This window comes from Mastigocoleus testarum BC008 (genome assembly GCF_001456025.1).
In the GTDB taxonomy this organism is placed as follows: domain Bacteria; phylum Cyanobacteriota; class Cyanobacteriia; order Cyanobacteriales; family Nostocaceae; genus Mastigocoleus; species Mastigocoleus testarum.
This window is the reverse complement of record NZ_LMTZ01000071.1, coordinates 1-13,422: the sequence shown is the minus strand read 5'-3', so window position 1 is coordinate 13,422 and position 13,422 is coordinate 1. Positions and strand designations below refer to the sequence as shown.

The following is a 13,422-nucleotide window of genomic DNA, read 5'->3' as shown; positions in this document are numbered from 1 at the left end:
AACTTAACTTACACAAAGACAACTTCCACGGTGAATGGAACTATTCAATCAAACCAATTTAGGAAGTTATTTTTGCGAGCCTCCTAAGTAGCACAGATGCAACAGCCTACAATTCTGCCATGATTTCATACTTCACACTGCTGTATTGCAATTTTGTCAATCATATCTCCCAGCAAGAGAAGCGATCGCTGCAGCAATTTCAACTGATTCTACTGGTTTAGTAAAAACTAATTTAAATCCTTCAGTAAAAGCACGTCTGCGATCTGAAGTTTCTATTAGAGCGATCGCAGGGATTGATTTTCCTAATTCTATTTCCAATAATTGAATTTGTTGCATCAGCGGACTCAAATCCTGTTCTCCTAAATCTACAACCACAACATCTGGTTGGATTTGCTGGAGATTTTCGACTCTGGGGGTAACAGATAGGATTGTTAATCGGGCTTTTGCTGTTACCCCCAAATCCAGACGAAGTAGATCGCGAAAATCAGCCATATCCGTCAGGACTAAAACGTGCAATCCTTCCAAGTCGACGGAACAAAATTGAAATTCTGGTTTTTTAGCTTTACCCCAATCACTCATGGCTTGCAAAATTGGACCCAGGGTTTCACCTTCAGGAGTCAGGTAATATTCAACTCTTCGCGGTTTTTCTTTATAAACTTTTCGCTCAACCAACCCATCTTTTTCCAATTCCCGCAACTGTTGAGTTAAAACCTTTTGAGTGATTTTTGGTAGCAAATACATAAGTTCACCAAATCTTTTCCCACCTCTTCTCAACCACCAGAGAATTATACATTTCCATTTACCACAAATTAATTCCAGAGTCACTTCTACTGCACAGCTATATCTGGTCTTTGAACTACTCATAACTCTAATTAGTATCTATTTGGTAACTATTGCCCGCCGGTGGTAAATTACCTCAAGTCAATTTAGCAGATGTTCGTCAGCTGTAGCGTCTTTGCAAAGTAGGTTTGAAGGATATAAGTAACATGGGAAAAAGGCGGCAGCAATCTTTTGATTTAACCCAAGAGAAGTCTTTGTTGAACATTTGTCCGCGACAACCTTGGCTTACTAGTCACGAACTCGGGTGGGATGGAATTCAAGTTCAATGTCATCGACAACCTGCTTATGAATACCCAGAGATATCCTGTCAACAACATGCTATTTTTGTTGGTACAAACACATTAGATTTAAGGATGGAACACACCATACTTGGTAAACGACAGATTTCCCAAGTTATGGATGGAGAGGTTGCTACGATTCCAGCCAATGTCGAGAGTAAGAGTAATTGTATTAGCAAGCGAGATTATGACTTTATCGTGCTATTACTCACACCTTTTCAGTTTGCAAATATCGCTCATGAAGCTTTAGATTGCGATCGCGTCGAACTGATTCCTCATTTTCTCCAACCCGATCCTTTAATTCATGGCATTGCATTGGCGCTGAAATCTGAGTTGAAATTACAAAAACAAGCAAATCAACTGTATGTTAATTCTTTAACAACATCACTTTCAATTCATCTGATCAAAAATTATTCTACTTTCAAGGGACCGTTGCAGGAATATGAAGGTGGATTACCTAAATACAAATTAAAACAAGTTATTGAATATATAAATTCACACATAGATCGAGAAATAAAGCTTACCGAAATTGCCACAATGGTAGATATGAGCAAATACTATTTTTTAAGGCTATTTAAGCAATCAATGGGTGTTACACCTCACCAATATCTGATTCAGCAACGAATGGAAAAAGCCAAACAATTACTCAAACAAGAAAAAGTATCCATAGTCGAAGTTGCTGCTGAATGTGGCTTTTCTAACCAAAGTCATTTTGCTAGAGTTTTTAACAAAAATACAGGTCTAACGCCAAGAGCTTATCGCAAAAATAGATGAGTTAACCTTGGAGATTACCTCTAAAGATAGAGATTTTTCAGCTGGGAGTATCGGCTTAGAACATGTAACACGATATATAATTTGTATTAACGTACTACATAAGTTTACTATTATTTAGTACTTTTATCACGCGTCGTTTGTGGAGAATCCTCTCGCGATAGCCCAAAAGGGCGACGCGGAGCATATCGCATAATTAAACTGAACTAAAACAAATAGGTAGAGATTAAATTTTAGATAGATCCACAGTTAAATACCTAGCAAAAGGGTTAATTTAATGTCTTTAGAATTCACATTGCCGCACTCGCTACCTAATATTGATGATTCACCATCTACGTTATGTCAAAAGTTATTGGAGTTAGATGCTATTGGCGTTAATTATTTATCCTGTGGTCCCACTTACTTTCCCAGTAAAAGCGATCCTAGCCTTAAAATTGGTATACCTTTGACAGCTTCATCTTTACATGTGAAGTGGGAGACGAGCAATGGCAAACAAAAACATCAGTTTATCAAGGAAGGTAGTGTTTCCATTATTCCACCAAATCTAAGTCACGAAGCTTGGCTAGAAAGTCAAATGGAAATGATAATCTTTAAATTAACACCAAATTTACTTGAGCAGATTGCTAAAGAATGCCAAGGATGTTCAATTGAAATTGAGGCAAAATGGTCAGTTTCCGATCCTTTAATTCGACAATTAGCTCTATCATTATTTAGAGAGTTTCAACATGGTGTACCAGGAAATTTATACGTGGAGTCAGTGGGACATATATTAGCTACCCACGTGCTGAGACGCTACAGCATTCGGAATAAAGTACCCGATCGTAAACAAACGAATAAACTCTCAAAGTACAAATTTCAACAGGCAGTCGACTACATTAATGACAATCTGTCTCAAGACATTACACTTGCTGAATTAGCAAATCTAGTTGACATGAATCAGTATCAATTTACTCGTGAGTTTAAGATTGCCATCGGGACTTCACCGCATAAATACTTGCTAGAACGCAGGATTGAGCAAGCAAAAGAACTATTATCTCGGACTCAAATATCAATTGCAGAAATCAGTTACAATATTGGATTTTCCAGTCAAAGTCACTTTACTTCTACTTTTCGGCGCTTGACTGGTACAACACCTGCATTTTATCGAAAGTCTTCTTGAAATCAAATTGTAACTTTATTTTCTCTATGTTGTGGTGTGATGATTGAAGACCATTGTGGGATTATAGTATTAAATATTACGCTCAAGTTGTAAAGCTTTCTTTAGTAATAAAGTATAAATAAAAGTCTTATGGAAAAGTTGTTCGCCAAGAAAAGATAGAAATAATAAAAATTGTCACCTAAATGCATAGTTTTATCTGAGAATTTTGCAAACCTCTGACAACATAGATAAAATTTGAAGTACTATTACCAAGAAAAGCTATTAACCTGATTTTGTTTCGATAGTCTAAAAAATATATATAAGTTAAAACATGGAGTTTAATCAAGAGAGGAACAGTACTTACGCTGATACGCGATTAGTTATTAATTAGTCCTCTTCATCGATTCTGATCAGTTGTAGGGTCCACATAAGTTTTGATAATCAATATGGTAGATTACTAGTATTTTTCTGAAAAACCATATTTATTATTAACAGCTAGAACTAAGTAAGAGTTTACGTGTAAAAATTTAGTTTTAGTGCCACCATAAAATACGGAGAATAAAGTATATGGGACTTTTTGACCAAATCATTAGCGCAGTTGGCAATCCTGATAAACAGGGTAGCATGGAGCAAATTGGTAATATTATGAACACCGTACAACAGTTAAGTGGGAACGCGGGTGCAGATCAATCTACAATGCAGTCAGCAATGTCTATTATAGGTAGTTTTGTTCGTTCCTCCTTGCAAGAAAAACGTTCAGTAGAAGGAGACGAAGCGGTGCAATCATTGGTTAGCGAACATGCTGGGACTTCTCCCGACCCTCAAGCTGTATCTTCGCTATTTTCACCTCATATGCAACAACAAGTCGTCGGGGCTGTTTCTCAACGTACTGGCTTAGACATGAGTGCGATCCAAGGAATGTTGCCGATTTTAGTTCCTATGGTATTAAACTTTTTAAAAACAGGTGCTAGTTCCCAAAATCCTCAGCAAGGTAACAATCCTGTTCTCAACAGTTTTTTGGATGCTGATGGCGATGGCGATGTAGATGTAGCGGACATGATGCAAATGGCTAGTCGCTATATGGGAGGTCGGTAGATATTACATGGGCGTTAAATGAAATAATCGATAAGTATTAAGGATATAAAATGACTGGAGACGTAGCATTGCTACGTCTTTGGCTATTAAAATGCTTTAGGCTACAGATTTGCACTGGGGTCTACTGCAAGTCTAGAGCCATCTAAACTAATACGGTAAGTAACAGACCTTTTTTGAATTTGTACGCTCACTTCCCAAGCATCAATAGGATTGAATTCTTTAGTGCAAATTTCGCCGAATTTGAACATACAGGGATTTCCAAAGGTTTTGCGAGTCGCATTCTCGATTTTCAATTTTCTAACTGGTACCCCCGAACGTTTTGATGCATCCTGTAAAACTGCTGTGGCGAGATTTTGAGGTAATTTTGTAGATGATGCAAAATTCGCATTTGGATCTACAATAATTTGACTGCCGTCGAGGTTTGCGTGATAAAGGACTGACTCTCCTCGAACCAGTACAGTTATTTTCCAACCGTCGATTGGATTGAATTCTCTAGTGCAAATTTCGCCGAATTTGAACATACAGGGATTTCCAAATGTTTTGCGAGTTGTATTCTTAATTTTTAATCTTCTTATTGGTATTCCAGAACGTTGTGAAGCATCCCGTAAGACTTTTCTTCTAATTCTTCTTGGTAGTTTTTGTAATTGCTTGAGGGATGTTTGAGGTGACTGAGCGACAAACTGCGTTTCTAATTGGGTGCTTTCCGATTTAGTGCTATCTACAACTGTGAATGAATTAGATCGCACACTAAAACTTTGATCGCCGCTTACCATATCTGACGAACCGAAATAAGGATTTGTCCCATGGGTGTTAGCAATCGCAGACTTGGTGAGAATTAAGCCAGCCCCACTGGATAATAAACTTGTAAAGAGTAGGCTAAATAAGATATTTCGTAAATATTTTTCCTTAGTCATTTATTTTGTGGTGTATTTGATTTGTGGTGGATTTGAAATCATGATATGGAACGAACTACATATTCGTTTCATAGTATTTCTGTTGTAATTTGTGCTTTGTCACAGAACTTAAGAGACAAGAATAGAGGAATCCTAAATTTCAGATCGCGGAGGTTAATTCACGGATTCAAATTCCTGCTGTGATACAAAAGCTATAATCGATAAAAAAGAAGTTAATAAATCAGTGATATTAATTACCTAAATAAAAGAAATAATGAGTAGGAATACATTATAAGTAGCAATTCTACTCCATCCTTGTGCCTGTCGCAGGTTAAACTAGTTTCGTAAAAGCCGCGTAGTAATTTCTATTTGAGATTTTTATGGCAGCCAATGTACAACAGATTGCCACGTATCTAGACAAACTTGGTTGGGATTATCGAATCGAAGACGAAGACGACCGTATTGTTACTGGCGTAGAAGCTGAAAATTTAGAAGATTTTGTCATTGTCGTCCAATTAGACGAAGATGGGAGATTCTTTCGGTTATTTGCACCGCACGTACTATCAGGTTTGCCGGAACACCCTTACAAGGCTGCAATCTTGCAAACAATGCTTGCGATTTCTTGGGAAACTAAAATGTTACAATGGGAGTACGACCCATCTGACGGCGAGATCCGTGCAATTATTGAATTTCCTCTAGAAGATGCCAACCTGACAGAAAAACAATTTAACCGCTGTCTGAGTGGTTTAATTCAATTAGTTGACAGCGTAGCTATGCCTCGTTTACAGGAAGTAATGAAAACAGGTAAAGATCCGGGGAATGTAGAACTTGGGGAACGAATGTTACTCAGTATTCAAGAACAAGCTCCGGGATTACTCGACCTTTTAGAGAAAGCTATGGAAGCTCGCAAGAGACGAGGAAGTTTCCCTAATGAGTAAGGCAGATTATCATGGAAATCGTTATACTCACTTTTAGGATACCCTAACTTTTATTGATGTTTTCTAGGTTCCGATTAATATGACATCCTACGTAACCTCCTCTGCTAAAGCAGAAATGAGCGAACTCCGGCGGTTAAAAGGCTTACTACCGCCTGAGTTGCAGAGCTGGGTAACAGTAGAAGGTACAACAGAGGTAAATCCTCCCCTGATTCGCTGCGAAGAAATAGGTAAAGACCAGGTTGAAGTTCAAATCGACCTAGTAAAATGGGATACCTTAGCAATGGATCAGCGCAATCTACTGTTCTGGCATGAAGTTGCTCGCATTCAAAATGATACTATCCCCAAGGATGGTTGGGAAATGGCAGCCCTAGCAATTGGTTTGGGGGGTGCTGTAGGTGAGTTGTGGGTACAGGATGGGTTATTGTTGTTGCTAGCTTTAGCTTTGTGTGGAGTGTCTGGCTGGCGACTATATCAAAAAAATAATGGCGAAAAGCGACTTAAAGAGTTAGTTGAAGCTGATGAAAAGGCAATATCATTGGCGACCCGCTTCGGTTACAGTCTTCCCAATGCTTATAAAAGCTTGGGTAGTGCCTTAAAAACTCTAATTGATATTACTCCTAGTAAGCGTCAGCGTTCTGCTTATGAAGCGCGACTGTCTGCTCTTAAAAAGAGTGCCAATAAAGCAAAGTCTAAATCCCGCTCTATGAATGACGATTACTAAATAACAGCTTATCTACATACTTAAAATATTACTGCACAAATCAACAAATTGTTATCTTGACTAACATTTGATTTGTGCAGATATTTTATGGCTTTCTCTTCATATAAGCAACGGAAATACCTATGGGGAGATTATATTTTGCTTGAAAGGGAACAGGAAACGGCGCGACTACCCCACAACAAATTAAGTTATGCCAAATCCGATTTTTAAAACTCCTTTATATTCTTTAGGATTTCTCCCTACACTTCCCACACCTCCCACACTTCCCTCTCTCATTCTAAAAAGGGGTAATTAACAATTAACCCGGACTTAGTATTATAATCCGGCGGCGTAGCTACCCTGCGGGGTGGAAATGCTGTTTGGACGTCTCTTGCTGTATGACTACGTCACGCAATACCTATAGCTGCGCTACCTACGGATCCGGTACGCTACGCTAGCAACGCTAACATCCGTAGGATGCGTACTAACACCTCTGGTGCCCCTCACATCCGTAGGATGCGTACTAACACCCTAGGTGCGTGCAAGCAAGATAGGGAACAGGGAACAAAAAATAATATTAAATTTACCCAGATAATTCGATAAAAAATATATTTAATAGTTACAAATCTTAATTGTTATAAATATTTACTTAGAATGCAGAATTTATATATAAATTTCACAGGCTTTCATTGGTAAACTCAAATTGATATCTTACTTAATCTTCAGTGACTAAGTAGATAGTGAAGGGTTTTAGAAGCAGGTAAGCAAGGTTAATAGATTCTAAAATTAACAAATTCTATTGTTCCCTGTTTCTTCTATGTCTTCAAAATAAACCTTCTTTCTATAAAGGCTGATGTAAGCCTCAGAAAACTGATTTTATATTAACACTTTTAAAGTTGATGCAAAATTCCCATTCTCAGCAATTACCAATTATTTATGTTTGCGGATACGCTAGCACACAACAAGATGTTGAAAGTAGAGTTAGCGATCCATTTTATGGATTTAATACTGGTTCAGCTCATATCCGAGTTGGCGATCAAGGGATCCCAAAGAAATTTTTCTTTGAAAGCCCATTAATTCGTTTAATGACTGATTATGAGTATCGACCAATATTGGACTATCAACAATTTATTGATGGAGAATTTGAAAATAGAGATGCTCAATACCTCAGTGAGCGAGTAAAAAAATTAAAAGATCCTCTCAAAAGTATTTGGATTTATCGATTCTATGATGTCACATCAGAAAGTTTTGGTTCCAGCAATCCAGTTCGTTTGGAAATAGAACAAATTGCTGATGGTTTGAAGAAACTAATTACACATGTTAAGCAAGCGACGAAAGCTAACAAAGTTTATCTTGTCGCATACTCTATGGGGGGTTTAATCTGTCGTTCTTTAATACAGAAGGTTTATCCTGAAAATAACGAAAAAGCGGAAGACCATGTTGATAAATTTTTTACTTATGGGACACCTCATGGTGGAATTAATTCTCAAATCGCAGGTGCATTCGTCGAACAATTAACTAATTTTTTAGAATGGAATAATATCGATGATTTTAATCCTCAAAGGATGTTCAAGTATTTTACGCCCGCAAAGCAATTGAATAATCCCGCACAAAGTAATTCTGATGAATTCAAACCCCAAAGTCTTGAGGGAACGTTCCCTGTAGATCGAGTTTTTTCACTTATTGGTACTAACGCAAAAGATTATGAACTAGGTCTTGGTATTTCACAAAGACTTGTAGGTCTTCAGAGTGATGGTCTAGTTCAAATTGATAAAGCTTACGTCAAAGGTTCCCATCGTGCTTATATTTATCGCACCCACGGTGGACGTTACGGAATGGTTAATTCTGAATCAGGTTTTGAAAATCTGCAACGTTTTCTTTTTGGTAACATCAAAGCTAAAATTTCTTTGATTAATGTGGATAAAGAGCTATTAAATCGAGAAGATACCTTTTATCAAATGGAGGTGCGGTTTTCAATTCGCGGTCTTCCAGTTGCAATTCACGAGCAAATAATAGAGCATAATAGTCCCATTAACATCGAAATGGAAGATTTACAAAAAAAGCATATTCCACTGTTTACAGCATTTTTCATGTCTGATAGGTCTGCTACAGGTGATGATACCTGTCGATACCTTTTACATATGTGCTTTCATTCTTTTAGCAAGCGTCAAGACTGGTTATTCAACGAACATATAGAAAATATGCCTATTTGGTCCGATCGTTTACTGGTAGATACCAAAATGATTGACGGTAAACAAACCGCTAGTTATGGTTGGCGATCGGTTGATTCAGAACCGAAACATAAATTTACCAACGAAATTCCCTTACCAGGAAATGGAAAAAAAGAATTGGGACAACAAGCAGCAATTCACCTGGATATTTCTCAATGGAAATAATTTTAATAAGAGCAAGGAGTAATAAGTAATGTTAGCGCAAGCGCGGTAGCTTACCATAGGTATTGCGCACAGTAATGAGTAATAAGGAATTTCCAAAAAAATAATTTATACTATCATTGATTTTTTTAGGTACAATGATTTACCCCAAGAGAATGCTAGATTTTTTCATTGGAAATCCTTTTATCAATTACCAATTACCCAGTACCCATTACCAATTACCAATTATCCAAAAGCAACATATCCTCATCTAAAATGTGAACTGTAATTATTACCGGGTGAAGTAATGGCAGAAATTCAGGTAGCGATCGCAGGTAAAGATGCAGTTTCTGCAACTGAGAAATTACTAAGAATTCCGGGGGTTTCGGGAAATTATCAAGTATGGGAAGAAGTTAAGAAAGAGGGAGTGAGCGCCACAATTGCAAAGATAATCAGTGTAGCGGATGAAAATATTGCAATCGGAGAAGAAATTCGTAAGTGGTATGTGGAATATAAAGAGAATAATTCAGGCAAGAAGGTTGTTAAAGTACTAATGGTAAGTCAAAAAGGTCAAAAGTTGCTCTTAGAGGGTGCAACAGTAGAACAGATTCAACAATTTTTACAGTGATTTATTTTACAGTAATTTGATTCTAAAGTAATCAGACTTTACAGCGATATCGCAACAGAAAACCTATCTGTTCGAAATATACGAGAGACGTAGCAGAGCAAGAAGGGGTCGACGGATCCGCAAGGTGACGTTAGTCATAGGCTCTGCTACGTCTCTGTTATTTTATGGTTGTTTCAGAAAATTATGATTCTGTAATTTACCTAGCTTTTAAGCTTAAGCTGCAGGATCTAATAACTGAATATTCGAGAAAATAATTTCTTGAGTAGAAGATGGATTTTCTGTCTCGGTTGTTATTACTCGACGATTAAGGATGAAGTAATCACCTACTTTTTCATACTCATCCTCAAATTCGTTTTTACCACCTTTCTGTTCGCCAGTTTTGGGATCGTGGTATACAGAATCATAACGGTGGGAAAGGTATCCCTCACCTGTATCATGGGTACTAAAAGTATTGATTGTAACTACAACACCGTGTATATGACGGTGAACCAAAACAACTTCATTGTCCCGAAGTTTGTATTTATCTCCTGATGATTTACCACCTACAAGTATTTCAATTGCACCACTTTCGTCAGTTTCACCCATAGTAAAAGTGTTGTTACCATGGCTTTCTTCAAACTCACGACGAATACGGTGGATTGCAATTTCCCACAATTGGTTCGCAATTACTTTGTCTGCTTCTTCATCTTCAATTTCAGATGCTTCTGCTTTAAGATTGGCGTTAACGCGAACTTTGCCTGTTACAGTTTTATCACCATAATTGTAGGTTACATCTGCTGTATATCCGGGGAAGTTACGATCCCAAGTGTAACGATTTTCATAAGCAGAACGCATTAAATCTCTAGCAGATGCTTGTGTTGCAGTCATGCCTTTCTCCTGTTCTAATAATAGTTATATTAGCTTTTAAGCCCTACAATGATTAGGATAGGGGTATTTGGGAGACCAGCATAGTCCTCAACTGGGTACACTTTTATGGCTAATTGTCTACATTCTCTTTTCCAAGAGATTGCTGAAGCAACTAACGAGCAAGAATTACGACTAGCTGTGATTAATACAGTTGGCAAACATTTTGATGTCCAAAGTTGGGGTCTTTATCTGCTGGACGATGATTGTCAGGAAGATAATTCCCAGGAAGGTGATTTCCAAAAAGATAATTGTCAAGAAGATAATTCTCGGAAAAACATTGAATTTGAGACAATTCCGGATGTTTGTTTGAAAGGTAATCCTGTGGGTCAGTATGTATTTGAACGTCATGCTCCCGCCCACGAGGAATTAGTATTATCACCAGGGGACTGGCAAAAATTTTGTCGCCGAAATGACCACGCCCATGTTATGAGTGGACCAATTATTACTGATGGGCGCGTGGTGGGAACGTTGAATCTTACCCGCAGCGATGATGCTAAGGCTTTTGATATTCACGATTTAGCCGATCTGAGTGCTTTGTGTTTGCATTTGTCAGCTAAGCTAGCTACTATCAGGGCGGGATCGGCAAATTCAGAATCAACAAATTCAGAATCAACAAATTCTGATTCAAAAATTTCTGATTCAAAAATTTCTGAGTCAAGAAAATCTAAATTAGTATTAACAAATTCTCTTACTCCACGAGAACAACAAATTGCTGAGTTGGTAGCTAAGGGATTAACTAATGCTGAAATTGGCAAACAGTTGTGGATCACCCAAAATTCTGTAAAACAAGCTTTGAAGCGGATGTTCAGGAAGTTGGGTGTTTCTGCACGGACTGAAATGGTCGCAAAAGTGTTTTCTGAGGTTTCATAATCTGGACAGCTAGGTAGCGAATGTCTTGAATTTCAAGTGCGACAAGCTTATGTATAAGTATTATATGAGGGGAAATGTTATTGATAATTTGAGCATAGCCACTTGTACAAAGCTTTGCGTTCAGAATCAATATCCTCTACAGAAGTGTAATAATATTCTTCCCAGCCGAATTCTGGCAGTCCGGCAAAGAGCATAAGATTAAGTGGATAATATTCACTATCTGTACATTTACGAAAATCATCTCGAAATAGAAAAACAGCTTTGTTGAGTGCTATTGCAATACCTAATTCCACCATGACACCTTCATCAGGAGGTGTACCATTAACGATAGCAAATATACCATCACAGTTTTTGACATCATTCAAATCTGCTTGAGCAATATTGTAAGCCCAGCCCGATTTTGAGAAGTTCACTTGGTTATTTCGCTCAAATGGTTCCCAAACTTCCGCTCCCAAAGATTCCAACTTTTTGACTATGGGAGAAAGCAGCAGTTCTTTCTGTTGTTTAGAGAATCCATAAGGATTAGCTAGGTAAATTTTTTTGCTCATGATTATTTTGATATATTATTTTGATATTAAGATGCACTTTTTGGATATTATCTAAGAAACAAATTGGAAGCTAAGTATAGCTAATTTTATTTGATTTTTAGATACAAATATGCATGATAGATATTAATTTTAACTTCAAATTATTTTTTTATTTTATTTAGTAATTTTTGATAATTTCGAATTAGGAAAACTTCAAATTGATATCTCTGAGGTATGTTCAAGGGGAAATATTAATAATCAGTATAAAATAAACTCTTTTTTAATACCCTCTAATACTAAGTCCGGGTTAATTACCCCTTTTTAGAATGAGAGAGGGAAGTGTGGGAGGTGTGGGAAGTGTGGGGGGAAATCCCAAAGAATATAGAGGGGTTTTAAAAATCGGATTTGGTATAATAATACCAATTTGGAAAAATAATGAGACAGATAGATTTTGTAGAGACGTTGCAATAATTTATTGAATTGGTATAAGTTTTTATTGTCAAACAACAATTATTTCTGAACAATCAAGAAAATTCTATGAAAAGCAATAAAAAATATGAGATAGAGAAATAATTAAACCTCTATCTCATATTTTTTAACAAAACCTGGTATTAGCTAACGAAAACCAAAAATTTCTGATAAAGCTCCTACTATATCAAGATAAAAGTTACCTTGTACTTGTCGAAATAACTCAAATTTATCATCGGGTGAACCAAAAAATGGTCTGAGGAACCAGCCCAACTGCATTCCTACCAAACCATACAAAAGTAACCAAAGTCTTAGGATTGCAGTACGAGTTTTTTTCCCAACTTCATCTTGCTGAGACAGTAATTGCATTCCCTCGTAAAGAAATCTGACACCAAAAAATCCAGTAACACCAAATATCAGAACATTTAATAATTTAAAAAACTGATAGGAATTAGGTGTAGTAATTAGAAAGAATAGAGATATTGGTGCAAAGCTGAATAACAAGACGCTAATGACAGATACAGCAGTCAATAAAATTACGAAATGTTGCTGAAAACTACTACGAGAACCGAATAATACGTTAAAGAAAAATAAAGTAGGGAAACAAATAATTAATGTGAGTAAGTAGAAGGCTGGTAATTTAATTGCACTAGATAGAGCTTGCATCCAACTATGAGATGAACCAATAATTACGCCATAAATTGCAAAACATATAGAACTTGAGACTAGTAAAGAACTAATTTTTCTATTTAGCCTGACTCCTCGATTAATTTCTTCAAGAAAGTTTTGTCTGTCTCGTAACAAAGAAATTAAGACATTGAAATGTCTTATCCCTTGGGATTGTGATTTTTTTTGTAGCATATTAGAGATGAGGGTAAAAATTTGCTATATGGATTTCTGGTAATGGGTAAATAGTATCCCCTCAAAATTCCGGGGTAAGGAGTTACTCAGGTATCCATGACCAACCAAAAGGATTAGAAGAGGACTTATCCCGAATT

The 13,422-nt window shown here is 36.9% G+C and carries 14 protein-coding genes; 9 read left to right on the top strand and 5 right to left on the bottom strand.

The genetic code is table 11. The features are described from left to right. Positions 1-156 precede the first annotated feature (156 nt). Positions 157-864, bottom strand: a complete 708-nt coding sequence (locus BC008_RS52455) for a winged helix-turn-helix transcriptional regulator (protein WP_063800762.1) — start codon at positions 862-864, stop codon at positions 157-159. A 122-nt stretch (positions 865-986) separates the two neighbouring features. Here BC008_RS52455 and BC008_RS11710 point away from each other — a divergent pair, with 122 nt between their 5' ends. The 3 genes from BC008_RS11710 (at position 987) to BC008_RS11700 (ending at position 4,122) form a co-directional block, all read left to right on the top strand. Next, a complete protein-coding gene (locus BC008_RS11710; RefSeq protein ID WP_036268018.1) occupies positions 987-1,892 on the top strand; it encodes a helix-turn-helix domain-containing protein in 906 nt (301 codons plus the stop codon). 274 nt (positions 1,893-2,166) lie between these two features. Beyond that, positions 2,167-3,048 carry a helix-turn-helix domain-containing protein gene (locus tag BC008_RS11705; protein WP_058183559.1) on the top strand — a complete coding sequence of 294 codons (882 nt, stop codon included), beginning with the start codon at positions 2,167-2,169 and terminating at the stop codon, positions 3,046-3,048. Positions 3,049-3,594: 546 nt separating this feature from the next. Next, entirely contained in the window at positions 3,595-4,122 is a 528-nt protein-coding gene (locus tag BC008_RS11700; protein WP_027846104.1) for a DUF937 domain-containing protein, read from the top strand. 101 nt (positions 4,123-4,223) lie between these two features. Here the strand turns inward: BC008_RS11700 and BC008_RS11695 are convergent, their stop codons facing one another. After that, positions 4,224-5,036 carry a hypothetical protein gene (locus tag BC008_RS11695; protein ID WP_036268021.1) on the bottom strand — a complete coding sequence of 271 codons (813 nt, stop codon included), beginning with the start codon at positions 5,034-5,036 and terminating at the stop codon, positions 4,224-4,226. A gap of 359 nt (positions 5,037-5,395) precedes the next feature. Here BC008_RS11695 and BC008_RS11690 point away from each other — a divergent pair, with 359 nt between their 5' ends. The 4 genes from BC008_RS11690 (at position 5,396) to BC008_RS11675 (ending at position 9,653) form a co-directional block, all read left to right on the top strand. Beyond that, on the top strand, positions 5,396-5,953 hold the full coding sequence (locus tag BC008_RS11690) for a hypothetical protein (protein ID WP_027846105.1): 558 nt from the start codon (positions 5,396-5,398) through the stop codon (positions 5,951-5,953). Positions 5,954-6,032: 79 nt separating this feature from the next. After that, on the top strand, positions 6,033-6,674 hold the full coding sequence (locus tag BC008_RS11685; RefSeq protein WP_027846106.1) for a DUF3318 domain-containing protein: 642 nt from the start codon (positions 6,033-6,035) through the stop codon (positions 6,672-6,674). 878 nt (positions 6,675-7,552) lie between these two features. Next, positions 7,553-9,049, top strand: coding sequence for a lipase family alpha/beta hydrolase (locus tag BC008_RS11680; RefSeq protein ID WP_036268430.1), 1,497 nt, complete (start codon positions 7,553-7,555; stop codon positions 9,047-9,049). Between the two features lie 283 nt (positions 9,050-9,332). Next, positions 9,333-9,653 (top strand): hypothetical protein, encoded by a 321-nt coding sequence (locus tag BC008_RS11675; RefSeq protein WP_027846413.1) that lies wholly within the window; start codon positions 9,333-9,335, stop codon positions 9,651-9,653. A 213-nt stretch (positions 9,654-9,866) separates the two neighbouring features. Here BC008_RS11675 and BC008_RS11670 read toward each other — a convergent pair whose 3' ends face one another. Continuing rightward, positions 9,867-10,520 (bottom strand): DUF3386 domain-containing protein, encoded by a 654-nt coding sequence (locus tag BC008_RS11670; RefSeq protein WP_027846412.1) that lies wholly within the window; start codon positions 10,518-10,520, stop codon positions 9,867-9,869. 105 nt (positions 10,521-10,625) lie between these two features. On the opposite strand from BC008_RS11670, the gene BC008_RS11665 reads away from it, so the two are divergent. After that, a complete protein-coding gene (locus BC008_RS11665; protein ID WP_027846411.1) occupies positions 10,626-11,429 on the top strand; it encodes a LuxR C-terminal-related transcriptional regulator in 804 nt (267 codons plus the stop codon). Positions 11,430-11,506: 77 nt separating this feature from the next. On the opposite strand, the gene BC008_RS11660 is transcribed toward BC008_RS11665, so the two are convergent. Beyond that, entirely contained in the window at positions 11,507-11,977 is a 471-nt protein-coding gene (locus tag BC008_RS11660; protein ID WP_027846410.1) for a nucleoside 2-deoxyribosyltransferase, read from the bottom strand. A gap of 305 nt (positions 11,978-12,282) precedes the next feature. Between BC008_RS11660 and BC008_RS49435 the strand changes: the two genes are divergently transcribed. After that, on the top strand, positions 12,283-12,435 hold the full coding sequence (locus tag BC008_RS49435; protein ID WP_161938108.1) for a hypothetical protein: 153 nt from the start codon (positions 12,283-12,285) through the stop codon (positions 12,433-12,435). Positions 12,436-12,571: 136 nt separating this feature from the next. On the opposite strand, the gene BC008_RS11655 is transcribed toward BC008_RS49435, so the two are convergent. Beyond that, positions 12,572-13,285 (bottom strand): hypothetical protein, encoded by a 714-nt coding sequence (locus BC008_RS11655; RefSeq protein ID WP_058183558.1) that lies wholly within the window; start codon positions 13,283-13,285, stop codon positions 12,572-12,574. Positions 13,286-13,422 lie beyond the last annotated feature (137 nt).